Here is a 25,196-nt window from a genome sequence, read left to right on the forward strand (position 1 = left end):
TGGCGCGGCGGCCGCGCCTTCGACTGTTGGCGGTTCCGGCAAGCCGAACCGTGGGCAAGCTTACGCCGCCGGGCGCAGCCCGCACAATGATGCATCCGGACTAGCGCCCATTCACCTACCGATACAGCACCGTCGGCAGCCACATCCCGATGCCCGGGAACACGTAGAGCAGGAAGATCGCGATCACCTGGATGCCCATGAACGGCATCATGCCCAGGAAGATCTCGTTCAGGGTGACGTGCGGCGGCGACACGCCCTTGAGATAGAAGGCCGACATCGCCACCGGCGGCGAGAGAAACGCCGTCTGCAGGTTCAGCGCCACCAGCAGGCCGAAGAACAGCGGGTCGATGCCGAAGGTATTGAGCAGCGGCACGAAAATGGGCATGAAGATCACGATGATCTCGGTCCATTCCAGGGGCCAGCCCAGCAGGAAGATGATGATCTGCGCCAGCAGCAGGAATTGCAGTTGGGACAGCCCCAGCGACAGCACCCATTCCTCGATGATGCGCTGCCCGCCCAGCAGCGCGAAGGCCGCCGAGAAGATCGACGAACCGACGAACAGCCAGCACACCATGGCGCTGGTCTTGGCCGTCAGGAAGACCGATTCGCGCAGCACCGGCAGGTTCAGGCGCCGGTACGCCAGCGCCAGCAGCGCGCCGCCCATGGCGCCCATCGCGGCGGCCTCGCTGGGCGTGGCCAGGCCGAAGGCGATCGAACCCAGCACCGCCGCGATCATCACGGCCAGCGGGAAGAACGACGACATCAGCATTCTGAAGATTTCCAGTCGCGCCCAGGTCAGCACCGCGTAGAACAGCAGCAAGATCGCCGCGCAGATGCCCGCGAAGATCCAGAAACCGGCGGGCGCGGCGGTGCCCTCGCCCGCTGGCGCAGCAGCATCGGCCGCATCCGGCGTGGCGCCGGCCGGCTCGGCGGGCGCCGCGCCCGGCGGCTCGGACAAGCCGCCCGCCGCCGGTTCATTCGAAGGCGGTTCGGCCAGCTCCCCGGACGGCGGTTCCGCCAGGCCCGAATCGAAATCCCCGCCCGATCCCAGCCGCAGTTCCGCGGGAATGTCGTACACCACTTCCGGCCGCGTCGTGGCCTGGTAGACCGTGGCCACCAGCAGCACCGTGACCGCCAGCGGCGCCAGCGCCATCCCCATGTAGCGCAGCAGGACGCCCAGCGGCACCTCGCGGTTGCGGCGCCCCTTGAACAAGGCGGCCACCATGCCGGACAGCGCGCGCACGTGGCCGCCCGCGGCCAGCGCCGCCGCCTCGGCGGACAGCGGCACGCCGCGTTCCTCCATGGGCAGCGGCGGCGCCATGGCGGGGCGCACCTTGGCCACGATGATCACGTAGATCATGTACAGCACCGCCAGCATGATCCCCGGAAACAGGGCGCCGGCATACAACTGCACCACGGATACGCCGGTCGTCGCGCCGTAGACGATCAGCATCACCGACGGCGGCAGCAGAATGCCCAGACAGCCCCCCGCCGTGATCGAGCCCGCCGTCAGCTTGACGCTGTATCCGGCCTTCAGCATGGCCGGCATGGCCAGCAATCCCATCAGCGTGACCACCGCCCCGACGATGCCCGTGGCGGTGGCGAAGATCGCGCAGGTCGCCAGCGTGGCCACCGCCAGCGCCCCCGGCAGGCGCGCCAGCGCCAGGTGCATGGACCGGAACAGCTTTTCGATCAGGTTGGCGCGCTCGACCAGATAGCCCATGAACACGAAGAGCGGGATCGAGATCAGCGAGTCGTTCGTCATCGTGGCGTACGTGCGCTGCACCATCAGGTCCAGCGTCTGCCCGATCGAGCGGCCCGGATCGGAACTCTGCATGTAGTACGCCAGGAACGTGAACAGCACCCCCATGCCCATCAGCGTGAATGCCGTCGGAAAGCCCAGCATGATCGCCACGACGATCAGCGCCAGCATCAGCAGCCCGATGTGTCCGGTGGTGAGGTGGTCCCAGGGCGTCAGGAACACGATCATCAGGATGACCAGGCCAATGCACGACAGGCCGAACCACAGTGCCTTGTGGATTTTCATTGGCGAGGCTCCCCGGGCGTGACGTAGCGGTCCAGACGGGCGATGTCCTCGTCCTTCACATGCACCATTTCCTTGAGCTTGTCGACGTCCACTTCCTCGACGTCCTCTTCGCGCGAAGGCCACGCGCCGCGCCGCAGGCACAGCAGGCAGCGCATCGCTTCGGCCACGCCCTGCACCAGCAGGACCGCGCCCGCGATCGGGATGAAAGCCTTGAAGGGATAGATCGGCGGCCCGTCGGCCATCAGCGACGAGTGCTCGCGGATGGCGATGGAATAGCCGGCGTAGTACCAGCCCGCCCAGACCAGCGCGATCACGCCGGGAAAGAAAAACACGATGTACAGCGTCAGGTCCAGCCCCGCCTGCACGCGCGGCGGCAGGAAGCCGTACAGGATGTCCCCGCGCACGTGGCCGTTCTTGGCCAGGGTATACGCGCCGGCCATCATGAACAGGATGCCGTAGTACATCATCTGCAGGTCGAACGCCCACGCGCTGGGCTGGTTAAGCAGATAGCGCGCGGCCACCTCCCAGCACACGTGCACGGTCAGAATGACGATCAACCAGGCGAAGGCCTGCCCGACGAAGGTGGAGAAGCGGTCTATGAAACGTACGATTCGGATCATCCGGCTTCCTGGTCAAGGCGCATGGCGCCCCCGCCGCGCGCCGGTACGGCGCGCGCGGCGCGGGATGCGGGTGGGTCGGTCCGTCGGTGCCGCCCCCGTGAGGGGGCCCGCGCAAGCGGGTACGGGGTGGGCCTCAGGCCTTGCTGCTGCGCGAGAAATAATGGTTGTAGGCCATGCGGAAGTTGACCGAGGTATCCCCGTGCCAGCGCCCCACCCGTTCGGCGAACGCCCGCTGCGAGTCCAGCACCTTCTTGAACAGGGGATTTTCGGCCGAGCGCTTGGCGATCATCTCGTCCCAGATCTTCAACTGCTGTTGCAGGATGGCGTCCGGCGTCTTGTAGAACTTGACGTTGTGTTCCTTCTGCAGCTTGATGTAGTCCTGCGAATAGCGGTTCGCCGCCTTCCAGGACATGTCGGCGCTGGAGGCCTGCGCGGCATAGCTCAGGATGTGCTTCAGGTGTTCGGGCAGGGCGTCGTACTTCGCCTTGTTGAACATGATCTCGAATTGCTCCGCGCTCTGGTGGAAGCTCTGCAGCATGCAGATCTTGGAGACGTCCTGAAAGCCCAGCGCCAGGTCCGAGGAAGCATTGTTGAATTCGGCGCCGTCCAGCAGGCCGCGGTCCAGCGCCGGCACGATCTCGCCGCCGGGCAGCGCGTTCACGGCCGCGCCCATGGCGGTGTACATGTCGATGGCCAGCCCCACCGTGCGGAACTTGAGGCCCTTGACCTCGTCCATCTTCGTGATCGGGCGCTTGAACCAGCCGAAGGGCTGGGTCGGCATCGGCCCGTACATCAGCGACACCACGTTCACGCCCATGGCTTTCTGGATCTCGATCAGCAGATCCTTGCCGCCGCCGTATTCGTGCCAGGCCAGCAGCATGTTCGCGTCCATGCCGAAAGACGGCCCGGACCCCCACAAGGCCACGGCCGTGTTCTTGCCGTACCAGTAGGCCACCACGCCATGCCCGCCGTCCAGCGTGCCGGCGGACACGGCGTCGAGCAGGTCGAACGCCTTGACCACCGCGCCCGCGGGCAGCACCTCGATCTTCAACTGGCCGCCGGCCATGTCGTTGACCTTCTGGGCGTAGTCGCGGGCGAACTCGTGGAAGATGTCGTTGGCGGGCCAGGTGCTCTGGAAGCGCAGGGAAACCGGAGCGTTCTGCGCCCGGCCGACTGCCGGGAATCCCAGGGCGGCGGCGCCGGCGACCGCAGCGCCGGAGATGAATTTGCGGCGAGGTTTTGTAACGTGTTGCATGGCTTGTTGTCTCCTGAAAGGACTACATGGACCAGCTTGTAGTTACTTCTCCTGCGTGGACGCGGGATGGCGACGCCTGCTGCGCGTTCCCGGAACCGGGCTGCGGATGATGCGGAACTTGTGTGCTGATTAAACCTTTCTGACTAATCGCTGACAATCAGCTTTTTGTCAGGAATTACCCTAGACGGGGTATTAGGCCTTAAGCAGCAGGCGCGGCGCCCGGCCGTTGCACTGCCCTCACCTTGCCGCTGTCGCCGCCGCCGCAGAAGAATCGCCCCGCGCCGTCGGACTCCAGGCCGGAAACGCCGATGCCGGCGGGCATCTCCACGCTTTGCAGCACGTCGCCCGTGCGCGCATCCACCTGGCGCAGCTCGCTCGCGCCGTTTTCCCAGGTGCCGTGCCATAGCTCCCCGTCCACCCACGTCACTCCCGTGACATAGCGGTCGGACTCGATAGTGCGCAGCACGCGGCCGGTTTCGGGATCCACCTGATGGATCTTGCGATCGCGGTACGCGCCCACCCATAGGCTGCCCTCGGCCCAGGCCAGGCCTGAGTCCTCGCCGGCGCCCGGCGCGGGGATGGTGGACAGCACTTGCCCGCTGGCGGGGTCGATCTTCTGGATGCGCCCATCGGCGATCTGGTAGAGATGCTTGCCGTCGAAGGCCGTGCCGGCGTTGGCGGCCACGTCGATCGCGCGCGGCGTGGCGCCGCTGTCGGGATCCAGGGCCAGCAGCTTCTGCCCCACGGCGATCCACACCTGGCGGCCGTCGTAGGTAACGCCATGCACGGCGTCCACGCCCGGGAAAGGGCCGTATTCACGGATGATTTGAGCTTGGGATCGTTTCATGTCGGTGTCCTCCAAAAGGAGTCACCATGCTAGCGGCCCGCCAGCGCGGCCGGGAGTAACAAGGTTGTCGTGAATCCGGGCATGGGCGGCGTCATCCAGCGCCGGGCGCGCCCCTGCCCGCAGGACTGCACCTTGCCCGCCGCGGCCAGCGCGTCGAGCGCGCGCTGGACCGTGCGCTGGCTCGCGTTCAGCGCAAGCGCCAGGGCCGAACTCGACCACGCCTCGCCGTCGGCCAGGAACGCCAGGATCGCGCCGTGCTCCCGGTCGGCGTCTTCCGTGGGGCGGGCCAGCACCACGACTTCCCGGCCCTCCCGCGGCTGCAACGCGAAGCCGTTGCGCGTGGCGGCGATGCCGGCCACCGGGCGCAGGGCGGCGCGCAGCCTTCCGATTTCGACGCGCAAACGCGCGCGGTGCGTTTCGTCGAAGTACGCGGTGCGGAAAGCCTGGACGATCAACGTTTCGCGGGGCGCGGCCCGCGGCCAGGCTTCGGCCAGCGCGCGCGCCAGCGCGAACAGCACCGGGCGGCTCGCCAGCGGCGCCACGGCGCCCGCCTCGCGCACGGCATGGCGGCAGGCATCCACGACCAGCGTGTCCGACCCCAGCAACGCCTCCACCTCGTCCAGCAGCAAGGGGCGCTGCGCGCCCCGTCCGATCAGGCGGGCGGCGGGCGTGGAGAGGACCAGGGACGCGCTTTCGACTTCGGCCATCAAGGCGGGAATGCCGGCGTGGCGGGCGGCAAGCTCGGCCTGGGCCAGCGCGGCGCGCGCGGGCTGCATCCGCAGGCGCCGCAAGGCGATGCCGGCCGCGATCAATTCGTGGATGGCCCGCGACGCGGGCGCAAGGGCTGCCGCATTCAGCCCGGCCAGCGCGCGCTCGGCATCGTCCAGGCGGCCGATCAGGAGCTGGCGGCGGGCCTGCAAATGGCGGGCGTGGATGGCGTTCTCGGGGTCGCCGTGCGAGTCCAGCGCCGCGCGCGCGGCCTCCAGCGCCTTTTCGGGCCAGGCCAGCTCGCGCGACACCAGCGCGATCTCGGCCTCGGCCACCACGCAGCGGGCGCGGGACACCGCGTCTTTCGGATCGAAGCCGCGGGCGGCGCTGCGCAACAGGGTTTTCGCGCGCCGGAAGTCGCCCAACTGCGCCATGGCGATGCCGCGCAGCGCCAGCGCGGACGCGTCGCCGCGCAAGGCGATGCGGTTCAGCGCGCCCAGGGGGTCGCCGGCCGCCAACGCGCGCGCGGCCGAGGCGATCAGAAAGTCCATGGGCGTCCCGCCACGTCCGCAGCTCCCCGTTGGGTGACAGGCCCCAATCTACCATCAAGCCGGCCCGCGCCGCGCGGGCCCGGCGGCATGGACCCGGCGTCACAATATTGCATCCACCCGGTAATGTGCCCCCGTTTTTCCGGGCGCCCGCCCCGTCCCGTCCGCCCGGACGCCCGTCCCCCGCCGCCCACCGTGTAAACTCCCCCCTTTTTGACTCTGGTGGTATGTTGCAAGCCCCACAGCGCACAGGTTTAAGCGGCCCGACGCTCATTCGCTTGCTGACTCGCCTGACGGATGTCGATGTTCCGGAATCCAGGCAATCGCTCTCGGACCATCTGAGCCAATGGCTCGGCTGGACGGACGCGATCGCGCTGTCCGCGGCGCTGAATACCAGCCCGCCGGTGATCGCCCCTGGCGCGCGCATGTTCAGCAGCGCCGAGGAACGCGAATGCGAGCGGGTCCGGACGACGCTGGCCGACGCCATCGCCAGCGATACCGCCGCCACGGCCGCCAGGCGGCCCGTGCCGGGGCAGGCGCCGGCGAAGAAGCTGGCGGCCCTGGCCGAAGCCGAGGCCGACTACGCGAATTTCCGCCAGCGATATCTGTCGTTGCAGCACACGATGGAAACCAGCGTGGGCAACCTGCGCAGCCGGCTGCGCGGCATGGTCGCGGCCAGGAACGGCGAGTGGACGCGGCTGGCGGTGGTGGACGCCATCATGGACCGCGCCCTGCTGCCCAGGGAACGGGCCCTGCTGGGCGCGATCCCCAAGCTGCTCCAGGCCCATTTCGACCGCCTGCGCCTGGCGGAAACGGCGGCGCCGGCCGAGGCCGAGGCCCAGGCCGGGACCGAAGGCGCCGAAACGCCTGCCGAGGCGCCGGCGGCGCCGGGCGCATGGCTGGACACGTTCCGCAAGGATATGCGGAGCGTCCTGCTGGCCGAACTGGATGTTCGTTTACAACCGGTGGAAGGGCTGCTTGCCGCCCTTCGCACCCGCTAGGTCTGTTCACATTAAGGACACTATGTCCAAATACCTGATCAATCTCGTTGTTTTCCTGGCCGGTCTGGCCGTCGTGGGCTGGATCGGCATCGGCTACGCGGGCACCAACCCGCTGGCCCTGGCCGTGACCCTGCTCATCGCCGCCTGCTACCTCACGGGCGCGTTCGAACTGTGGCGCTACCAGCAGGCGACTTCGTCGCTGGCCCGCGCCCTCTCCGGCCTGTCCGAGGCGCCGGGCAACCTGGGCAGTTGGCTGGACCAACTGCCCCCCAGCCTGCGCAATGCGGCGCGCCTGCGCATCGAAGGCGAGCGCGCGGGGCTGCCCGGGCCGGCGCTCACGCCGTATCTCGTGGGCCTGCTGGTGCTGCTGGGCATGCTGGGCACCTTCCTGGGCATGGTCGTCACGCTGCGCGGCACCGGCCTGGCGCTGGAAAGCGCCACCGACCTGGCCGCCATCCGCGCGTCGCTGGCCGCGCCGGTCAAGGGCCTGGGGTTCGCGTTCGGCACGTCGATCGCCGGCGTGGCCGCTTCCGCGATGCTGGGGCTGCTGGCGGCCCTGTGCCGGCGCGACCGGGTCCGGGCGGCGCAATGGCTGGACGCCAAGGCGGCGACGACCCTGCGCGTGTATTCCCAGGGCTATCAGCGCGAAGAATCCTTCAAGCTGCTCCAGCGGCAGGCCGAAGTCATGCAGCGCCAGGCCGAGACCATGCCCGCGCTGGTCGACAAGCTACAGACAATGGTGGACGGCATGGCCCGCCAGAACCAGTCGCTGAACGAGCGGCAACTGGCCAGCCAGGACGCGTTCCAGGACAAGGCCGAGGCGGCCTACGCCCGCCTGGCGTCCGTCATGGAGCAATCCATGAAGGACGGCGTGGCGCAGAGCGCGCGCTCCGCCGGCGAGGCCCTGCAACCCGTGGTGGAAGCGACGATGGCGGGCCTGTCGCGCGAAACGGCGTCCTTGCAGGACACCGTGACCCAGGCCGTGCAGCGGCAGTTGGACGGCCTGACGGCCGGCCTCCAGGCCTCGACCGCGAACGTGGCCGACATCTGGAACCAGGCCCTGGCCGGACAGCAGCGCGCGAGCGAGGCGCTGGCGCAGGACCTGCGCGCGTCGCTGGACCGGTTTGCCCAGACCTTCGAACAACGCTCGGCCGCCCTGCTTGACAGCGTTTCCTCCCGCCTGGAAACCTCGTCGGGCACCCTGTCGGACGCGTGGACCCATGCGCTGGCCCGCCAGGAGCAGGCCAGCGAAAAGCTGGCCGGCGACAATCTGCAGGCGCTGACGGCCGCGGCCGCGAGCTTCGAACAGCATTCCGCATCGCTGCTGCGCACCCTGAACCAATCCCACACCGCGCTGCAATCGGAACTCGCCTCGCGCGACCAGCAGCGCCTGGCGGCATGGACCGAAACGCTGGGCGCCATGGGCGCGACGCTGCGCCAGGAATGGCAACAGGCGGGCGCCCAGGCCGCCGACCGCCAGCAAGGCATCGCCGAGACGCTGGCGCGGACGGTGCGCGACATCACCTCGCAGGCGGCCGTCCAGGCCAGCCTGCTGGAAGGCGTGTCGGCCCGCATGGAAGCCGCGGCCAACGGCGTGTCGCAGCAATGGGAAAGCGCCCTCTCCCGCCAGGAAGCCGCGAGCGCCAGGCTGGCCGGCGACAACCAGCAGGCGCTGGCGGCGGCGGCCGCCACCTTCGAGCAGCATTCCGCATCGCTGTTGCGCGCGCTGGACCAGTCGCACGCGGACCTGCAGGCCACGCTGGCCTCGCGCGACGAGGAACGGCTGGCCGCCTGGAGCGGCACGCTGGGCGCCATGACCGCCGCGCTCGGCCGGCAGTGGGAACAGGCCGGCGAGCATACCGTGGCCCGCCAGCAGGAAATCACCGAGTCGCTGGCCCAGGCCGTGCGCGACGTCGCCACCCGGACGGAGGCGCAGGCCGCGCTGCTGGAAAACGTTTCCAACCGCCTGGAAACGGCGGCCGGCAGCGTCACCCAGGCCTGGACCGACGCGCAGTCCCGCCAGGAGCAGGTCGGCGATCAATTGGCCAGCAGCAACCGGCAGGCCCTGGAAGCCGCCGCGGCGGCCTTCGAGCGGCACTCGGCGGCCCTGTTGGGCACGCTGAACCAGTCGCACGCGCAATTGCAGGAGACGCTGGCCTCGCGCGACCAGGAACGCCTGTCCGCCTGGACCGGCACGCTGTCCGCGATGGCCGCCCAGCTCGGCCAGGAATGGGAACAGGCCGGCACGCAGGCCGCCGTCCGCCAACTGGAAATCAGCGACACGCTGTCCCAGACCGCCCGCGACCTTACCGCGCAGGCACAGGCGCAAGCCAGCCTGCTGGAAAGCGTGTCCAACCGCCTGGAAACGGCGGCCGGCAATGTCACCCAGGCCTGGACCGACGCGCAGTCCCGCCAGGAACAGGTCGGCGCGAAGCTGGCCAGCGACAACCAGCAGGCCCTGGAAGCCGCCGCGGCGGCCTTCGAGCGGCACTCGGCGGCCCTGTTGGGCACGCTGGGCCAGTCGCACGCGCAATTGCAGGAGGCGCTGGCCTCGCAGGACCGGGAACGCCTGTCCGCCTGGACCGGCAGGCTCGGCGAGATGGCCGACGCCTTGCGCGCCGAATGGGAGCAGGCGGGCGCCAGCACCGCCAGCCAGCAGCAGCAGATCTGCGACACGCTGGCGCTGACCGCGCAGGACATCGCGTCGCAGACGCAGGCCCACGCCAGCGAGACCATCGCCGAAATCGGCCGCCTGGTGCAGGCCGCGTCCGAAGCGCCGCGCGCCGCCGCCGAAGTCATCGGCGAACTGCGCCAGAAGCTGTCCGACAGCATGGCGCGCGACAACGACATGCTGGAAGAGCGCAGCCGCCTGCTGGAAACACTGGGCACCCTGCTGGACGCCGTCAACCACACCGCCGCCGAACAGCGCTCGGCCGTGGACGCGCTGGTCGAGTCGTCGGCCGGCCTGCTGGACCGCGTGGGCGCCCAGTTCACCGGCCTGGTCGAAAGCGAGGCCGGCAGGCTGGCCGACGTGGCCGCGCAGGTCACCGGCAGCGCCGTCGAAGTCGCCAGCCTGGGCGAATCCTTCGGCGCGGCCGTGCAGTCGTTCGGCGAATCCAACGACAAGCTGGTGGCGCACCTGCAGCGCATCGAGGCGGCGCTGGACAAGTCCATCGCGCGCGGCGACGAGCAACTGGCCTACTACGTGGCGCAGGCCCGTGAGGTCGTGGACCTGAGCATGATGTCGCAGAAGCAGATCGTCGAAAACCTGCAGCAGTTGGCCAGCCAGCATGCGGCGGCCGGAGCGGAAAGCGCATGAGCGAGGACATCGACGGCGGCGTGGAGCCGACAGCGCCGGCCTGGGCCGTCTTCGGCGACCTGATGTCGGTGCTGCTGGGCGCCTTCGTCCTGATCCTGGTCAGCGTCGTCGCCGTGCAGTTGCAGTTGTCGAACCAACTGGAAGAAGAGGTCAAGCAGCGCCAGGCCGAAACGCAGCGCCGCGAAACGCTGGAGCAGGCGCTGGCCGGCCCGCTGGCCGCGGGCCGCGTGACGCTGGTCGACGGCCGCATCGGCATCAGCGGCAGCGTGCTGTTCGCCCTGAACTCCGACCAATTGCAGCCCGAGGGCCGCGAGGTCCTGAAGATGCTGATCGAACCGCTGGCGGCCTACCTGAAGACGCACGACGAAATCCTGATGGTCAGCGGCTTTACCGACGACCAGCAGGTGCGGGAAGGCAACCGCCGCTTCGCGGACAACTGGGACCTCTCGGCGCAGCGCGCCCTGACCGTCACGCGCGCGCTGATCGACGAGGGCGTGCCGGCTTCGTCCGTGTTCGCCGCCGCCTTCGGGTCCGAACAGCCGGTGGCCTCGAACGCCGACGAGGAAGGCCGCGCCAAGAACCGCCGGGTGGAAATCACCCCCGTCCCCGGGCCATCCAGCAAAGCGGGGCAGCCCCGTGAGCAGTGACGGGACCCGCGGGGACGTCCTCGACGTCCGGGCCTTGCTGGAGGCCTGGCGCGAAAGCGGCGCCGACCGCGCGGCGCCGGCGCGCTTCCGGCTCATGGATGCGATGGAACGCCGCGCGGCGGCCCATGGCGGCGAAGCGCGGCGGCTGCTGGACGGCAGGCTGGCCGCGCTAATCCAGGCCTACGAGGCCGATCTGGAGGGCGCGTCCCGGCTGGACGCCCCCGAGCCCGAGGCCGCCCCCCGCGAACGCGGACCGCTCGGGCAGTTGGCCGACCGTCTCGCCGGCCCCGTATCGGCGGACCGCGACGGCCCCGACCTGGCGGAACTGCGCGCCGCCTATCCCGAACTGGCGATGCTGGAGTATTTCCTCGGGGTGTGGTCGCGGGTCAGCGCCGACCGCCAGGTCCGGCAGTCCCAGGAACAGGTGCACAAGAACGCCGGCCCGCTCAATTCCAACCAGCTCGTGCACCGGACGCTTTCGCTGATGCGCGGACTGTCGCCCGGCTACCTGCAGCAGTTCCTGTCCTATACGGACGCGCTGATGTGGATGGAACAGATGGCCGCCGCCGCCGCCCCGCCGCCCAAGGACGCGCCACGCGCCGGCGCCAAGAAGACCGCGCGCAAGGCCCGCTAGGCGCCGCAGGCCGATTTGCGCGCCGCCCCCGTGCCGCAGTAAGATACGTTCCATATACAAACCATATATGGATCAACCATGGGCATCGTCAAGATTTCCGAGCAGATGCATGAGAACCTTCGCGTCGCCAGCGGGGCGCTCAGCCGCTCCATCAATTCCCAGGCCGAACACTGGATGCGCATCGGCATGCTGTCCGAACTCTATCCCGAACTGCGCCACGCGGATATCTGCCAGATGCTGATCCGCATCGAGCAGGCCGAGGGTTTCGCCATCGCCTCGCTGTCCCAGGGCCTGCCGCAGGCCGCCCAGCAGGAGGCCGCATAAATGGCGCGCAAGGTTTCCATCAAGTCCGCCGCCGACATCGACATGGCCCGCAAGGCCGGCGCCCTGGCCGCGGAAGTGCTGCACATGATCGCCGAGCACGTTCGTCCCGGCGTCACCACCGACGAACTGGACCGCATCTGCCACGACTACATCGTGAACGTGCAGAAGGCGATACCGGCCAACGTGGGGTACCACGGTTTTCCGAAGACGATCTGCGCGTCCGCCAACCACGTGATCTGCCACGGCATCCCGTCGGCCAAGGTGCTGAAGAACGGCGACATCCTGAACATCGACGTGGCCGTCATCAAGGACGGCTGGTTCGGCGACACCAGCCGCATGTACTACGTGGGCCAGCCCAGCCCGCTGGCGCGCCGCCTGGTCGAAACCACCTACGAGGCGACGCGCGCCGGGATCATGGCCGTGAAGCCGGGCGCGACGCTGGGCGACGTGGGGCATGCGATCCAGACCGTGGCGCACCGCGAGCACTTCAGCATCGTGCGCGAGTACTGCGGCCACGGCATCGGGCAGATCTACCATGACGAGCCGCAGGTCCTGCACTACGGCCGCCCGGGCGAGGGCCTGGTGCTGCAGCCGGGCATGATGTTCACGATCGAACCGATGATCAACGCGGGCAAGCCCCAGACCAAGCAATTGCCCGACGGCTGGACCGTGGTCACCAAGGACCGTTCGCTGTCGGCGCAGTGGGAACACATGGTGGTCGTGACCGACACCGGCTACGAGGTGCTGACGCCCTGGCCGGACGGCTTCGGCAGCTATCCTCCCATCCCCTGACGGACCCGTTCCCGCCCACGGCAAGGAACGGAGTGCAAGCGCGCAAGGGCACGGCCATGATCGTGCCCTTGCCGTTTCCGCGGCGCGATCCCGCGCGCCTCCGCCCCATGCCCGCCCTGCCCTCCGCGTTCCGCCGCCTGGCCGCGTCCAACCTGGCCGCCCAACTCTCCGAACAGATGGCGCTGGCCGCCGCGCCCCTGGTGGCGGTGCTGGCGCTGGGCGCCAGCGCGGCGCAGACCGGCTATCTGCAGACCGCCCAGACCCTGCCCTTCCTGCTGCTCTCGCTGCCCGCGGGCGTGCTGGCCGACCGCGTGTCGCGCCAGGCGTTGATGACCGCCGCCGAATCCGTGCGCGCGGCCAGCCTGCTGGGCCTGCTCGCGCTGCTGTGGTCGGGCGGGCTGGGCCTGGGCTGGCTGGCCGTGCTGGGCTTCCTGGGCGCGGTGGGCACGGTCGCCTACAACGTGGCGGCGCCCGCGCTGGTGCCCAGGCTGGTCGCGCCGGGCGAACTGGCCAGCGCCAACCGCTGGCTGGAGCTGGCGCGCAGCGCGGCGTTCTCGGCCGGCCCCGCGGCGGGCGGCGCCCTGGTCGGCTGGACGGGCGCGTCGGCCGCGTATGCGCTGGCCGCGGCGCTGTCGCTGCTGGCGGCGCTGCTGCTTGCCGGCCTGCCGCGGGAAGCGCCCGCACCGCGGCCGCGGCGGCGCATGCTGAGCGAATTGCGCGAAGGCGCCGCCTTCGTCGCAGCGCATCCGATGCTGCGCCCCGTACTGGTCACCGCCGTCTTCTTCAACACCGCCTGGTTCGTGCTGCAGGCGGTCTACGTGGCCTACGCCATCGAACGGCTGGGCCTGTCGGCCGCCGGCGTCGGCGCCACGCTGGGCGTGTACGGCGGCGGCATGGTGGCGGGCGCGCTGCTCGCGCCGTGGCTGGCCCGGCGGCTGTCCTTCGGCGCCATGATCGGGGCGGGCCCGCTGGCCGCGCTGGCCGCCAGCGTCCTCCTGCTGGCCACGCTGGCGCATCCGTCGGGCGCCTGGGCCGCGGCCGGGTTCTTCCTGTTCGGCGCGGGGCCGATCCTGTGGACCATCACGACCACCACGCTGCGCCAGGCGGTCACGCCCAACGCCCTGCTGGGCCGGGTCTCCGCGGTGATCGTCACCGCCACCTTCGGCGCCCGTCCCGTCGGCGCGCTGATCGGCGCCGCCCTGGCCGCCCGGGCCGGGATCGAGGCCTGCCTGTGGGTATCCACGGCGGGCTTCGCCGTGCAGTTCGCGGTGCTGTTCAGTTCGCCCGTGCTGCGGCTGCGCAGCCAGCCGGAAGCCGGCGCGGCCGGATCTGTTGCGGGTTGAGCGCCGGCCATCTGTATCTGGCGGCGCCGGCCGCGGCCCGCTAGACTGCCCCGGTCATCCAACCGAAGCGCCGGGCGCGCGCAGCATGCTGAAAATACTGGGAAAGGCTTCGTCCATCAATGTGCGCAAGGTGCTGTGGACCTGCGCCGAACTGCGCCTGCCGTTCGAGCGCGAAGACTGGGGCACGGGCTTTCGGCCCACCTCCGATCCGGGCTTCCTGGCCTTGAACCCCAACGCCATGGTGCCCGTCATCCAGGACGGCGATTTCGTGCTGTGGGAATCCAACAGCATCATCCGCTACCTGGCCTCGCAGTATGGCGGCCTGCCCTTGTACCCGGCCGAACCCAGGCTGCGCGCCGGCGTGGACCAATGGATGGACTGGCAGGCCACCGACCTGAACCGCTCCTGGTCCTACGCCTTCATGGCGCTGGCGCGGCAGTCCGCCGCGCACCGGGACGCCGACGCCATCGAAGCGTCGCGCCAGGCGTGGGCGCACTGCATGGGGATTCTGGAACAGCGCCTGGCGCGGACCGGGGCCTATGTCGCGGGCGGGGAATTCTCCCTGGCGGACATACCCGTGGGCCTGTCGGTGAACCGCTGGTTCCTCACGCCCTTCGACAAGCCCCGGCTGCCGGCCGTCGCGGCCTACTACGACCGGCTGGCCGAACGCGAGGGCTACCGGCTGCACGGCCGCAACGGCACGGCCTGACGCGCGCGGCTACTTCACCACGCCGCAGACCAGGCGCCCGCCTCCGCCGCCCAGGGGCTTCGGGGTATCGCTGTAGTTGTCGCCGCCCACGTGCACCATCAGCGCATGCCCTTTCACGTCGGCCAGTTTCAGGTGCGGCGCCACGACCGCCTTCTTGGCGGAGCCGTCCGCGCCGACCACGATGAAGGGCAGGTCGCCCTGGTGGCCGTCGGTCGCCAGGGGGCCCTTGTGGGCCTTGGTGCCCTTGGGATCCAGGTGTCCGCCGGCCGCGCCGCCGGGCGCCATCTGGTCGTTCACCATGCCCGGGCCGCAGGATCCTTTTTCGTGCACGTGGAAGCCGTGTTCACCGGGAGGCAGGCCCTTCAGGTTCGGCGTGAACTGGAGCCCGCCCTTGGTGTCCTTGAGGGAGATAGTGCCGGCGCTCTTGCCCACGCCATCGGCGCTCAGGAACGACATCGAGACGTTTTCCGCGGACGCGGCGGCGGAAGCGCCCGCCAGCGCAAGCGCCGTGACCAGCAACGAGATTTTCTTCATGGAGTGCCTCCAAGATTCGTGCCCGCGGGCCGCGGGCGCCCGGTATGGCATGGCCGGCCCGTTGCCGCCCATGCCGCCGAAAACAATAGCATTCGGCTCTGGCCGTCCGCCAGCAATCTTCATTCCTGATACAAACGCGCGGCGCCGGCCGGCAGGCCGGCCCGGTCAGCCGCGGAACAGCAGCACCAGCGCATGCAGCGCCACGCCGATCAGGCCGCCGACCAGGGTGCCGTTGAAGCGGATGTATTGCAGGTCGCGCCCCACGCTCAGTTCCAGTTCGTCGACCAGATGGCGTTCGTCCCAGTTCTTGACCGTGCGCGAAATGTGCTCGGTGACGCCGCTGCGCAACCGGCCGGTCAGTCGGCGGGCGGCGCCCAGGACGTGGCTGTTGATGGCCTCGCGCAGGCCGGGGTCCTCGCCCAGCTTGCGGCCCAGCGCCAGCAAGGCGCTTTCCAGATGGCGCGCCAGCGCCGAGTCTTCGTTCGACAAGTCGCGCCGCAGGGCCGCGTGGATGTCGTCCCACAGCCCTTGCACGTACTCCTGCACCTTGGGATGGTCGATGGCGCGCTGCTTCAGGGCCTCGACCTGCTCGGACAGGGCGGGATCGTCCCGCAGGCGCCGGATGTAGTCCAGCACCCAGGCCTCGTAGTCGCGCCGGACGGGATGGCCGGGCTCGGACAGCACGTCGCGCAGTTCTTCCACCAGCGCCCGGGCCAGCCGGTCCGCCAGGTTGTCGGCGATGCCGTCCACCGACTTCACCACGTCCACGGCGGCGATGATGCGCGGCCATTCCTTCTTGGCGAACTTCACCAGCAGGCCCGAGGCGCGCGCCTTCACCTCTTCCTGGCCCAGGTAGCCGCCCAGCCTTTCCAGGGCGGCGTCCAGCAGTTCCTGGTGCCGCCCGTCCCGGGTCAGCAGGCCCAGCACCTCGCCCGCGGTGTCCGCTGCGTCCCAGCGGCGCAGGGTCTTCACCACGAACTCCTGGATCACGCCGCGCACCGCCCGGTCGTCCAGCAGGTCCAGCGTCTGCAGGGCCACGTTGCGGGCGCCGTCGCTCAAGGCGCGCGCCTGGCGGGGACGCGCCAGCCAGCGGGAAAGTCGCGCGGCGGGATCGAACACGCGCAGCTTCTCCATCAGCGTGTCCGGGTCCAGGAAATGGTCGCGCACGAACACGGCCAGGTTGTCGCCGATGCGGTCCTTGTTGCTGGGAATGATGGCGGTGTGCGGAATGGGCAGGCCCATCGGGCGGCGGAACAGGGCCACCACCGCGAACCAGTCCGCCAGCGCGCCCACCGTGGCCGCCTCGCAGAACGCCCGCACCCAGGCCCAGGCGCCCTGCCCGCCCATGGCATGGCTGGCGATGAAGCCGCCGATCATGGCCGCCAGCAAGGCCAGCGCCGCGATCTTCATGCGCCGCAACTGTTCGCGGCGCGCGTCGGATGCCAGGGCGGAGCGCGTCGCGTGCGCGGCGGCGGGACGGGGCGTGTCTGTCATGGGGTCTCCGGCTCGGGATGGACCCAGCATAACAATACCGGCCCGCGGCCGCGGCGCCTCAGCCCAGGGGCGGCAGCAGGTCGAACAGCAGGACCATCGCGAGGCCCGCCACGGAAACGATGGACTGCACCACCGAGATCGTCTTGGTGGCTTCGCCCATGGTCATGCCGAAGGACTCCTTCACCATCCAGAAGCCCGCGTGATTGGCGTAATTGAAGAACAGCGAGCCGCAGCCGATCGACAGCGCCAGCAGCGGCAGGTTCAGGCCCGGGTCGGCGCCCGCCAGCGGCGCCAGCAGGCCCGCGGCGCCCACGATGCCGACGGTGGCCGAACCGGTGGAGACCGACAGCAGCATGGCGATCAGCCAGCCCAGCACCAGCGGCGGCAAGGCGAACTGATGGGTGAGCTGCACGATGGCGTCGCCCACCTTGGCGCTCGTCAGCACCTGCTGGAACGCGCCGCCGCCGGCGATGATGAGCATGATGCCGGCGATGGGCTTGAGGCTCTTGCCCAGGGCATCGCGCAGCTTCTCGGCGTCGCCGCCGCGCAGGTACACGAGGGTGACGGCCGCGAACAGCACGCCCAGCAGCATCGCCACCAGCGGGTCGCCCAGGAAGGCGGCGGCCCGCAGCGCGGCGGAATCCTTGGGCAGCAGCATCTCGGCCAGCGCATGCACCAGCATCAGCAGCGCGGGCAGCAGGGCCGCCAGGACGCCCAGGCCCACGCTGGGCTCGCCGCGGCCGTCGGCCTGCTGGCGCGTCGTGGTGAACTGCTCGAGCAAGGCCTCGTCGGGGCGGGTCGCCATGCGCGGCGCGATGAAGGCGCCATACAGCGGGCCGCCGAAGACCATGGCCGGCAGCGCCGCGATGAAACCGTAGATCATGGTCGGGCCGACCGTGGTCTTCAGGGTGGCGATCGCCGTCAGCGGGCCGGGGTGCGGCGGCACCATGCCGTGCATCGCCGCCAGCGCGGCAATCACCGGAACGCCCACGTACACGTAGGCCGACCCCTTGAAGCGTTCCTGGCTTTCGAGCTTGCGCGCCACGCTGAAGATCAGCGGCAGCATCACCACCAGGCCCACCTCGAAGAACATGGGAATGCCGATGACGAAGGCCACCAGGGTCATGGCCCACGGAATCATGCGCGCGGAAGTGTGCCGCAGGATGGCGTTGGCCAGGCGTTCGGTGGTGCCGGAATCCGCCAGGATCTTGCCCAGCATGGCGCCCAGCGCGATCACCACGCCGACCGCGCCGAGCGTCTTGCCCGCGCCATTGGTCAGGTTCTTGACGATGGCCACGGGCTCCATGCCCGTGGCGAAACCGACGCCGATGGAAACGATCAGCAGCGCCAGCAGCGGATGCATGCGGATGCGGGAGACGATGAGCGCCACCAGCACGAGGACGCTCGCCAAGGCGGTGAGCAGCAATTGGATGTCGAACGAAGACATAGTCTGGCCTGGAAAAAACGGGCGAGGCGTCGCCGGGGGCCGGCCGCCGGGAGGAAGACGGATTTTATTCCCGCGAAGCTGAACGCCGAGTCAGGAAACGCGCGCCTGCCCTGCCGCCGGCATGAGCCCCGGCTTGCCCTCGTGGTCGGCCTGCGCGCGTTCGAGGATGAATTCGATGATCATGGAGATGGCCCGCGGGTGATGCCGGTTCGGCATGTACAGCATGTACATGCCGCGCCCGAAGATGCTGAGCCGCCATTGCGTCAGCGCGGCCAGCAGGTCGCCGCGCGCCAGGTCCTCGTGCACCACGTAGTCCGGCAGAATGCCCACGCCCAGCCCGGCGCGGATGGCGTCGCGCAGGAAGGCGTAGTTGCGCGAGATCACGGTGGGCTCCAGCACCACGTGCTGGCGGGGCTGGCCGCTGTAGTAGGCGGACAGGCGCAGCGGGCGACCGATGACGGCGGCGCTGACGATGGGGCTGCGCGCCAGGTCTTCCGGGCGCTGGGGCAGGCCGCGGGCGGCGGCATAGGCCCGCGACGCGCAGGCCACGTAGCGGACCTGGCCCAGTTCGCGCGCGACCAGGTTCTGCGGCGGCTCGGACATGATGCGCACCGCGATGTCCACCTCGTCGCGCAGCAGGTCGTCGACGCTGTTCTCGAACAGCACGTCCAGCACGATGTCCGGATAGGCCTGCTTGAATTCCAGCAGCCAGGGCGCCATCACGAACAGGCCGTAGCCGCTGGGCACGCTGAGGCGGACCTTGCCCTGGGGCGTCTTGCCCAGCGTTTCGACCGATTCGCGGGCGGCCGCGAGTTCGTCCTGGATACTGCGGCCGTGGCGATACAGCTTCAGTCCTATTTCGGTGGGTTCGACGCGCCGCGTTGTGCGCCGCACCAACTGCATGCCGACCGAACGTTCAAGCTGGGCCAGGTGATAGCTGACGTTGGCCCGCGTCATCTTCAGGCGGCGCGCCGCCTCGCTCAGATTGCCCGCGTCCAGGATCTCGACCAGCAAGGTCAGGGATTTGGTGTCCATGCCGCGTCTCCTTCGTGCGCTTGCCAGCAGGCATTGTCAAATTTTCTTATACGTAGTGTCAATTATAGATGCCATTGTCAAGACATATTTACTAAGAAAGAATAAGGCCACAAAAAAAGGCGGGCCGCCCCTGGCCTGCCAGACGACGCCCTCGCGGCCCCTTCCCCGGGGCCCGCCCGCGGCGGCGCCCGAACGGAGACACTGTCCATGACAGACCGCGCAAGCACCGGCGCCGCCCGCGCGCGCCGCTATGAAGACATTCTTGTGGTCACCATCGACCATCCGCCGGTCAACGCCCTGAGCGCGGCCGTGCGCGCCGACCTGGCCGCGGCCGTCCGCGACGCGCAGGCCGACCCGCAAGTCCGCGCCATCGTCCTGGCGGGCGCCGGCAGGAACTTCATCGCGGGCGCCGACATCCGCGAATTCGGCAAGCCGCCGCAGCCGCCCGCCCTGCCCGACGTCTGCAACCAGATCGAAGCCAGCGCCAAACCCGTGGTGGCCGTGCTGCACGGCGCCGCGCTGGGCGGCGGACTGGAAGTGGCGCTGGCCGCCCATTACCGCATCGCGCTGCCCGGCGCCCGGCTGGGGCTGCCCGAAGTGACCCTGGGCCTCCTGCCCGGCGCAGGCGGCACGCAGCGCGCCCCGCGCCTCATGGGCGCGCCGGCGGCGCTGGACCTGATGCTGTCCGGCAAGCACCTGTCCGCCGACGAGGCCTTGAAAGCCGGGCTGGTGGACGCGCTGGCCGGCGAAAGCGATGCGCTCGATGCCGGCCTGGCGTACGCCCGGCAGTTGCTGGCCATGCGCGCCGGCCCGCGCCGCACGCGCGATGCCGGCGCCGCGCTGGCGGACCGGCCGGCCGCGCTGGCCGCGGTGGACGCCGCCGCCGACCGCGTGGCCAAGACGGCGCGCGGGCTCTTCTCGCCCGCCCGGATCGTCGAGGCCGTGCGCGCGGCCATCGAGCTTCCCTTCGACGAGGGCCTGCGCGCCGAGCGCGCCCTGTTCCTGCAATGCCTGGACAGCCCGCAGCGGGCCGGACTGGTGCACGCCTTCTTCGCCGAGCGCGAAACGTCGAAGATCCCCGGACTGGAACAGGCCCGGCCGCGCCGCGTGGAACGGGTCGGCATCGTGGGCGGCGGCACCATGGGCGCCGGCATCGCGGTATCGGTGCTGGACGCCGGACTGCCGGTGGTGATGGTGGAACAGGACGACGCCGCCCTGGAACGCGGGCGCGCCCGGGTCGCCCAGGTCTACGACCTGCTGGCCGGCAAGGGGCGGATCAGCGCGGACGAACGCGCCGCGCGCCTGGCGCGCTTCACCGGCGCGACCGGCTACGACGCGCTGGCCGACGCCGACCTGATCGTCGAGGCCGTGTACGAAGACATGGACGCCAAGCTCGCCGTCTTCGCGCAACTGGACCGGGTGGCCAAGCCGGGCGCGGTGCTGGCCACCAACACCTCGTACCTGGACGTGGACCGCATCGCGGCCGCCACGCGCGGTCCCGCCGACGTGCTGGGCCTGCATTTCTTCTCGCCCGCCAACGTCATGAAACTGCTGGAAGTGGTGGTGGGCAGCCATACCGCGCCGGACACGGCCGCCACCGGCTTCGAATTCGCGCGCCGGCTGCGCAAGATCCCGGTGCGCGCCGGCGTGTGCGACGGTTTCATCGGCAACCGCATCCTGGCCACGTACCGGCAGGCCGCGGACATGATGATGGAAGACGGCGCCTCGCCCTACGACATCGACGCCGCGGTGCGCGCCTTCGGCTACCCGATGGGGCCCTACCAGATGATGGACCTCGCGGGCGGCGACATCGGCTGGGCCACGCGCAAGCGCCGCGCCCCCACCCGCGATCCCGCGCTGCGCTACGTGCAGATCGCCGACCGCCTGTGCGAACGCGGCTGGTTCGGCCAGAAGACCGGGCGCGGCTACTACCTCTATCCCGACGGCGCGCGCCAGGGCCAGCCGGATCCCGAGGTGCTCGCCATCGTCGACGCCGAACGCGCGCGCGCCGGGGTGAGCCCGCGCGCCTTTACGCAGGAGGAGATCCAGCGCCGCTACCTGGCCGCCATGATCAATGAAGCCGCCAACGTGCTGCGCGAAGGCGTCGCGCTGCGCCCGTCCGACATCGACGTGGTGGCGGTGTCCGGCTACGGCTTTCCGCGCCACCGCGGCGGGCCGCTGCACTACGCCGACAGCGTCGGCCTGCCCGGCATCCTGGCCGATCTGCGCGAGTACGCCAAGGAAGACCCGGCGTTCTGGTCGCCTTCGCCGCTGCTCGTCGAACTGGCCGATGCCGGCCGCGATTTCGCCAGCCTGAACCGGGCTGCCTGATTCCCCTCTTTCCATAGGTCTCTCCATGCGCGAAGCCGTTATCGTCTCCACCGCCCGCACGCCCATCACCAAGGCCGGGCGCGGCGAATTCAACCTGATCGCCGGCCCCACGCTGGCGGCGCACGCCGTGCGCGCGGCGGTCGAACGCGCCGGCGTGGATCCGGCGCTGATCGAGGACGCCATCATCGGCTGCGGCTACCCCGAGGGCGCCACCGGCCGCAACATCGGTCGCCAGGCCGTGGTCCGCGCCGGCCTGCCGGCCAGCGTGGGCGGCGCGACCGTCAACCGCTACTGCGCGTCGGGGCTGCAGGCCATCGCCACGGCCGCCAGCCGCATCGTGATGGACGGCGCGCCCGCCATGATCGCGGGCGGCGTGGAATGCGTCTCGCAGATCCGCACCCGCGACGATGGCGTCAGCGGCATGGACCCCTGGATCGTGGCCAACAAGCCCGAGCTCTACCTGCCCATGATAGAAACCGCCGACATCGTCGCGGCGCGCTACGGCATCGGCCGCGAAGACCAGGACCGCTTTGCCGCGCAAAGCCAGGCGCGCGCCGAGGCCGCGCAGGCGGCCGGCCGCTACCGCGAAGAAATCATCGCCGTCACCACCACCATGTCCGTCACGGACCGCGCCACCGGCGCCGTCAGCGAACGCGAAGTGACGGTGGACCGGGACACCTGCAACCGCCCGGGCACCACCTACGAGGCCCTGGCCGCGCTGGCGCCGGTGCGCGGGGCCGGCCAGTTCGTCACGGCGGGCAATGCCTCGCAGTTGTCGGACGGCGCCGCGGCCTGCGTGCTGATGGAAGCCGCGGAAGCGCAACGCGCCGGCATCCAGCCGCTGGGCGCGTTCCGCGGCCTGGCCATCGCGGGCTGCGAGCCCGACGAAATGGGCATCGGACCGGTCTACGCCGTGCCCAAGCTGCTGGCCCGCCACGGCCTGTCCGTGCAGGACATCGACCTCTGGGAACTGAACGAAGCCTTCGCCTCGCAGGCCCTGTACTGCCAGCAGAAGCTGGGCATCCCGATGGACCGCCTGAACGTGGACGGCGGCGCCATCGCGCTCGGCCATCCCTTCGGCGTCACCGGCGCCCGGCTGGCCGGCCACGTGCTGATCGAAGGCCGCCGCCGCGGCGCGCGCTACGCCGTCGTCACGATGTGCGTGGGCGGCGGCATGGGCGCCGCCGGACTGTTTGAAATCTATTGAGGGATCCCCATGGACCTGGAATTCACCCCCGAAGAAAACGCCTTCCGCGACGAAGTGCGGGCCTTCCTGGCCGAGCACCTGCCCGAACGCCTGTCGGCCAAGGTCGCCGGCGGCAAGCTGCTGGCGCGCGCCGACATGGTCGAATGGCACGCCATCCTGAACCGCCGGGGCTGGCTGGCCAGCCACTGGCCCGTGGAATACGGCGGCACCGGCTGGAGCACCGTCGAGAAATACATCTTCGACGAGGAATGCGCGCTGGCCGCCGCGCCGCGCATCGTTCCGTTCGGCCTGAGCATGCTGGGGCCCGTGCTGATCAAGTACGGCACCGAGGCGCAGCGGCGCCATTGGCTGCCCCGCATCCTGGACGGCACCGACTGGTGGTGCCAGGGCTATTCCGAGCCGGGCGCCGGGTCGGACCTCGCCTCCGTCAAGACCACGGCCGTGCGCGACGGCGACAGCTACGTCGTCAACGGCCAGAAGACCTGGACCACGCTGGGCCAGTACGCCAACATGATCTTCTGCCTGGTGCGCACCTCGCACGAAGGCCGCCGCCAGGAAGGCATCAGCTTCCTGCTGATCGACATGCGGAGCCCCGGCGTGGAGGTCCGCCCCATCATCACGCTGGACGGCGAACACGAGGTCAACGAAGTGTTTTTCTCGGACGTGCGGGTGCCGGCCGGCAACCTGGTGGGCGAGGAGAACCGCGGCTGGACCTGCGCCAAGTACCTGCTGACCTACGAACGCACCAACATCGCGGGCGTGGGCCAATCGGCCGCCGCGCTCGCGCGCCTGCGGGCGGTGGCGGCTCGCCAGCGCAGGAACGGCCGCCCGCTGGCCGAAGACCCCGACTTCGCCGCCCGCCTGGCGCGCGTCGAGATCGAACTGGCCAATATGCGCACCACCAATCTGCGCGTGGTGGCCGCGGTGGCGGGCGGCGGCGCGCCGGGCGCGGAAAGCTCCATGCTGAAAATACGCGGCACGCAGATACGGCAGGAGATCAGCGCGCTGAACCGCCGCGCCATGGGCCCCTACGCCCGGCCCTTCGTGCCCGAGGCGCTGCACGACGGCTACGGCGGCCGGCCGATAGGCCCCGAAGGCTCCGAGAGCGCCGCGGCGCAGTACTTCAATCAACGCAAGCTGTCGATCTTCGGCGGCTCCAACGAAATCCAGAAGAACATCATCTCGAAGATGATTCTCGGGCTGTGAGGGCTGGCCATGAATTTTGAACACACCGAAGACCGCCGCATGCTCTCGGATATGCTGCGCCGCTTTGTCGCCGAGCAGTACGACTTCGCCACGCGCGACCGCCACGCCCGGTCCGAGCGGGGCTACAGCATCGAACTCTGGCGCCGCTACGCCGAACTGGGCGCCATCGGCGCACTGTTCGCCGAGGCCGACGGCGGCCTGGGCGGCACCGGGTTCGACATCTCCGTCGTCTTCGAGGCGCTGGGCCGCGGCCTGGCCGTCGAACCCGTCCTGGACGCCCTCATGGTCGGCAGCGCCATCGCCGCGGCCGGCACGCCGGCCCAGCGCGAAACGCTCGACGGCCTGATCGCCGGCGCCCTCACCGCCTCGCTGGCCCATGCCGAGCCCGGCTCCGGCTATGAGCTGTCACAGGTCGGCGCCCGCGCCGAATGGCGGCCCGGCGGCTGGGTGCTCAACGGCGCCAAGGCCGTCGTCACCGCCGGCGAGCACGCGGACCTGTTCCTGGTTTCGGCCCGCAACGCGGGCGCGCCGGACGACGAGGCCGGCATCAGCCTGTTCCTGGTCGGCGCGAACACGCCCGGCCTGACCGTGCGCGGCTATGGGCTGATCGACGGCGGCCGCGCCGCGGAACTCGAATTCGACGGCCTCGCGCTGCCCCCGGAAGCGCTGCTGGGCGAAGCCGGCGCGGGCTACCCGGTGCTCGAACGCGCCATCGGCCGCGGCGTCCTGGCCTTGTGCGCGGAAGCCGTGGGCGCCATGGATTGCGCCCGCGACGCCACCCTGGAATACCTGCGCACGCGCCGCCAGTTCGGCGTGCCCATCGGCAGCTTCCAGGCGCTGCAGCACCGCATGGCGGACGTGCTGCTGGAAATCGAGCAGGCGCGCTCGGCCGTGATCAACGCCGCGGCGGCCCTGGACCACCCCGACCGCGCCACGCGCGAGCGCGCGCTGTCCGCCGCCAAGTACACCATCGGCCGCACCGGCACGCTGGTGGCCGAAGAAAGCATCCAGTTGCACGGCGGCATCGGCATGACCTGGGAACTGCCGCTGGCGCACTACGCCAAGCGCCTGGTCATGATCGATCACCAGCTCGGCGACGAAAGCCATCACCTGGCCCGTTTCATTGCCCTGGCCCCTCAGGAGTAACG

At 70.1% G+C, this 25,196-nt stretch carries 21 protein-coding genes; 12 read left to right on the forward strand and 9 right to left on the reverse strand.

Annotation, left to right across the window (positions count from 1 at the left end; all coding sequences use genetic code 11):
- Nucleotides 1-115 precede the first annotated feature (115 nt).
- The 5 genes from WHX56_RS21690 to WHX56_RS21710 all read right to left on the reverse strand — a co-directional run bounded on the left by WHX56_RS21690 (nt 116) and on the right by WHX56_RS21710 (nt 6,028).
- The gene (locus tag WHX56_RS21690; RefSeq protein WP_338878957.1) at nt 116-2,047 is read right to left on the reverse strand and encodes a TRAP transporter large permease; all 1,932 of its coding nucleotides are present in this window, start codon (nt 2,045-2,047) and stop codon (nt 116-118) included.
- Nucleotides 2,044-2,667: a TRAP transporter small permease subunit gene (locus WHX56_RS21695; protein WP_129246266.1), complete on the reverse strand. Its 624-nt coding sequence runs from the start codon at nt 2,665-2,667 to the stop codon at nt 2,044-2,046. The genes WHX56_RS21690 and WHX56_RS21695 overlap by 4 nt, the downstream gene beginning before the upstream one ends.
- 133 nt (nt 2,668-2,800) lie before the next feature.
- On the reverse strand, nt 2,801-3,922 hold the full coding sequence (locus tag WHX56_RS21700) for a TRAP transporter substrate-binding protein (RefSeq protein ID WP_129246264.1): 1,122 nt from the start codon (nt 3,920-3,922) through the stop codon (nt 2,801-2,803).
- Nucleotides 3,923-4,121: 199 nt separating this feature from the next.
- Nucleotides 4,122-4,769, reverse strand: a complete 648-nt coding sequence (locus tag WHX56_RS21705; RefSeq protein ID WP_338878958.1) for a glutaminyl-peptide cyclotransferase — start codon at nt 4,767-4,769, stop codon at nt 4,122-4,124.
- Nucleotides 4,770-4,798: 29 nt separating this feature from the next.
- Nucleotides 4,799-6,028, reverse strand: coding sequence for a helix-turn-helix domain-containing protein (locus tag WHX56_RS21710; protein ID WP_338878959.1), 1,230 nt, complete (start codon nt 6,026-6,028; stop codon nt 4,799-4,801).
- 224 nt (nt 6,029-6,252) lie between these two features.
- Here WHX56_RS21710 and WHX56_RS21715 point away from each other — a divergent pair, with 224 nt between their 5' ends.
- The 8 genes from WHX56_RS21715 (at nt 6,253) to WHX56_RS21750 (ending at nt 14,794) form a co-directional block, all read left to right on the forward strand.
- Nucleotides 6,253-7,026, forward strand: a complete 774-nt coding sequence (locus tag WHX56_RS21715; RefSeq protein ID WP_338878960.1) for a DUF3348 domain-containing protein — start codon at nt 6,253-6,255, stop codon at nt 7,024-7,026.
- Nucleotides 7,027-7,048: 22 nt separating this feature from the next.
- On the forward strand, nt 7,049-10,345 hold the full coding sequence (locus WHX56_RS21720; protein ID WP_338878961.1) for a DUF802 domain-containing protein: 3,297 nt from the start codon (nt 7,049-7,051) through the stop codon (nt 10,343-10,345).
- Entirely contained in the window at nt 10,342-10,992 is a 651-nt protein-coding gene (locus WHX56_RS21725) for an OmpA family protein (protein WP_338878962.1), read from the forward strand. The genes WHX56_RS21720 and WHX56_RS21725 overlap by 4 nt, the downstream gene beginning before the upstream one ends.
- Nucleotides 10,982-11,626 (forward strand): DUF2894 domain-containing protein, encoded by a 645-nt coding sequence (locus WHX56_RS21730; RefSeq protein ID WP_338878963.1) that lies wholly within the window; start codon nt 10,982-10,984, stop codon nt 11,624-11,626. Before WHX56_RS21725 ends, WHX56_RS21730 begins: the two co-directional genes overlap by 11 nt.
- 78 nt (nt 11,627-11,704) lie before the next feature.
- Nucleotides 11,705-11,950: a ParD-like family protein gene (locus tag WHX56_RS21735; RefSeq protein WP_043547892.1), complete on the forward strand. Its 246-nt coding sequence runs from the start codon at nt 11,705-11,707 to the stop codon at nt 11,948-11,950.
- Complete coding sequence (gene map / locus WHX56_RS21740) at nt 11,951-12,742, forward strand: type I methionyl aminopeptidase (RefSeq protein ID WP_129246250.1); 792 nt, start codon at nt 11,951-11,953, stop codon at nt 12,740-12,742.
- A 107-nt stretch (nt 12,743-12,849) separates the two neighbouring features.
- Nucleotides 12,850-14,085, forward strand: coding sequence for an MFS transporter (locus tag WHX56_RS21745; protein WP_338881816.1), 1,236 nt, complete (start codon nt 12,850-12,852; stop codon nt 14,083-14,085).
- Nucleotides 14,086-14,170: 85 nt separating this feature from the next.
- A complete protein-coding gene (locus WHX56_RS21750; protein WP_338878964.1) occupies nt 14,171-14,794 on the forward strand; it encodes a glutathione S-transferase in 624 nt (207 codons plus the stop codon).
- A 9-nt stretch (nt 14,795-14,803) separates the two neighbouring features.
- On the opposite strand, the gene sodC is transcribed toward WHX56_RS21750, so the two are convergent.
- From sodC to WHX56_RS21770, 4 genes are all read right to left on the reverse strand, one after another.
- The gene (gene sodC / locus WHX56_RS21755; RefSeq protein ID WP_129242538.1) at nt 14,804-15,328 is read right to left on the reverse strand and encodes a superoxide dismutase family protein; all 525 of its coding nucleotides are present in this window, start codon (nt 15,326-15,328) and stop codon (nt 14,804-14,806) included.
- Between the two features lie 165 nt (nt 15,329-15,493).
- Entirely contained in the window at nt 15,494-16,822 is a 1,329-nt protein-coding gene (locus tag WHX56_RS21760) for a DUF445 domain-containing protein (RefSeq protein ID WP_165360247.1), read from the reverse strand.
- A gap of 58 nt (nt 16,823-16,880) precedes the next feature.
- Nucleotides 16,881-18,269 carry a gluconate:H+ symporter gene (locus WHX56_RS21765; RefSeq protein ID WP_338878965.1) on the reverse strand — a complete coding sequence of 463 codons (1,389 nt, stop codon included), beginning with the start codon at nt 18,267-18,269 and terminating at the stop codon, nt 16,881-16,883.
- Between the two features lie 90 nt (nt 18,270-18,359).
- Complete coding sequence (locus WHX56_RS21770; protein ID WP_338878966.1) at nt 18,360-19,304, reverse strand: LysR family transcriptional regulator; 945 nt, start codon at nt 19,302-19,304, stop codon at nt 18,360-18,362.
- A gap of 207 nt (nt 19,305-19,511) precedes the next feature.
- Between WHX56_RS21770 and WHX56_RS21775 the strand changes: the two genes are divergently transcribed.
- The 4 genes from WHX56_RS21775 to WHX56_RS21790 are packed head-to-tail and all read left to right on the forward strand — an operon-like array spanning nt 19,512 to nt 25,194.
- Nucleotides 19,512-21,635 carry a 3-hydroxyacyl-CoA dehydrogenase NAD-binding domain-containing protein gene (locus tag WHX56_RS21775; RefSeq protein ID WP_338878967.1) on the forward strand — a complete coding sequence of 708 codons (2,124 nt, stop codon included), beginning with the start codon at nt 19,512-19,514 and terminating at the stop codon, nt 21,633-21,635.
- A gap of 25 nt (nt 21,636-21,660) precedes the next feature.
- Complete coding sequence (locus tag WHX56_RS21780; protein WP_129242534.1) at nt 21,661-22,842, forward strand: acetyl-CoA C-acyltransferase; 1,182 nt, start codon at nt 21,661-21,663, stop codon at nt 22,840-22,842.
- A gap of 9 nt (nt 22,843-22,851) precedes the next feature.
- On the forward strand, nt 22,852-24,048 hold the full coding sequence (locus WHX56_RS21785; protein WP_338878968.1) for an acyl-CoA dehydrogenase family protein: 1,197 nt from the start codon (nt 22,852-22,854) through the stop codon (nt 24,046-24,048).
- A gap of 9 nt (nt 24,049-24,057) precedes the next feature.
- Nucleotides 24,058-25,194, forward strand: coding sequence for an acyl-CoA dehydrogenase (locus WHX56_RS21790; RefSeq protein ID WP_338878969.1), 1,137 nt, complete (start codon nt 24,058-24,060; stop codon nt 25,192-25,194).
- The last annotated feature ends 2 nt before the right edge of the window (nt 25,195-25,196 follow it).

The sequence above is a fragment of the Achromobacter veterisilvae genome (genome assembly GCF_037619525.1).
In the GTDB taxonomy this organism is placed as follows: domain Bacteria; phylum Pseudomonadota; class Gammaproteobacteria; order Burkholderiales; family Burkholderiaceae_B; genus Achromobacter; species Achromobacter veterisilvae.

Bases quoted from the DNA above. Each gene is read 5' to 3' on its own strand.
- WHX56_RS21770 (WP_338878966.1), bottom strand. From the start codon at position 19,304: ATGGACACCAAATCCCTGACCTTGCTGGTCGAGATCCTGGACGCGGGC.
- WHX56_RS21710 (WP_338878959.1), bottom strand. From the start codon at position 6,028: ATGGACTTTCTGATCGCCTCGGCCGCGCGCGCGTTGGCGGCCGGCGAC.
- WHX56_RS21750 (WP_338878964.1), top strand. From the start codon at position 14,171: ATGCTGAAAATACTGGGAAAGGCTTCGTCCATCAATGTGCGCAAGGTG.
- WHX56_RS21695 (WP_129246266.1), bottom strand. From the start codon at position 2,667: ATGATCCGAATCGTACGTTTCATAGACCGCTTCTCCACCTTCGTCGGG.
- WHX56_RS21700 (WP_129246264.1), bottom strand. From the start codon at position 3,922: ATGCAACACGTTACAAAACCTCGCCGCAAATTCATCTCCGGCGCTGCG.
- WHX56_RS21720 (WP_338878961.1), top strand. From the start codon at position 7,049: ATGTCCAAATACCTGATCAATCTCGTTGTTTTCCTGGCCGGTCTGGCC.
- WHX56_RS21790 (WP_338878969.1), top strand. From the start codon at position 24,058: ATGAATTTTGAACACACCGAAGACCGCCGCATGCTCTCGGATATGCTG.
- map (WP_129246250.1), top strand. From the start codon at position 11,951: ATGGCGCGCAAGGTTTCCATCAAGTCCGCCGCCGACATCGACATGGCC.
- WHX56_RS21735 (WP_043547892.1), top strand. From the start codon at position 11,705: ATGGGCATCGTCAAGATTTCCGAGCAGATGCATGAGAACCTTCGCGTC.
- WHX56_RS21780 (WP_129242534.1), top strand. From the start codon at position 21,661: ATGCGCGAAGCCGTTATCGTCTCCACCGCCCGCACGCCCATCACCAAG.
- WHX56_RS21705 (WP_338878958.1), bottom strand. From the start codon at position 4,769: ATGAAACGATCCCAAGCTCAAATCATCCGTGAATACGGCCCTTTCCCG.
- WHX56_RS21785 (WP_338878968.1), top strand. From the start codon at position 22,852: ATGGACCTGGAATTCACCCCCGAAGAAAACGCCTTCCGCGACGAAGTG.
- WHX56_RS21760 (WP_165360247.1), bottom strand. From the start codon at position 16,822: ATGACAGACACGCCCCGTCCCGCCGCCGCGCACGCGACGCGCTCCGCC.
- WHX56_RS21775 (WP_338878967.1), top strand. From the start codon at position 19,512: ATGACAGACCGCGCAAGCACCGGCGCCGCCCGCGCGCGCCGCTATGAA.
- WHX56_RS21690 (WP_338878957.1), bottom strand. From the start codon at position 2,047: ATGAAAATCCACAAGGCACTGTGGTTCGGCCTGTCGTGCATTGGCCTG.
- WHX56_RS21765 (WP_338878965.1), bottom strand. From the start codon at position 18,269: ATGTCTTCGTTCGACATCCAATTGCTGCTCACCGCCTTGGCGAGCGTC.
- WHX56_RS21715 (WP_338878960.1), top strand. From the start codon at position 6,253: ATGTTGCAAGCCCCACAGCGCACAGGTTTAAGCGGCCCGACGCTCATT.
- sodC (WP_129242538.1), bottom strand. From the start codon at position 15,328: ATGAAGAAAATCTCGTTGCTGGTCACGGCGCTTGCGCTGGCGGGCGCT.
- WHX56_RS21745 (WP_338881816.1), top strand. From the start codon at position 12,850: ATGCCCGCCCTGCCCTCCGCGTTCCGCCGCCTGGCCGCGTCCAACCTG.
- WHX56_RS21725 (WP_338878962.1), top strand. From the start codon at position 10,342: ATGAGCGAGGACATCGACGGCGGCGTGGAGCCGACAGCGCCGGCCTGG.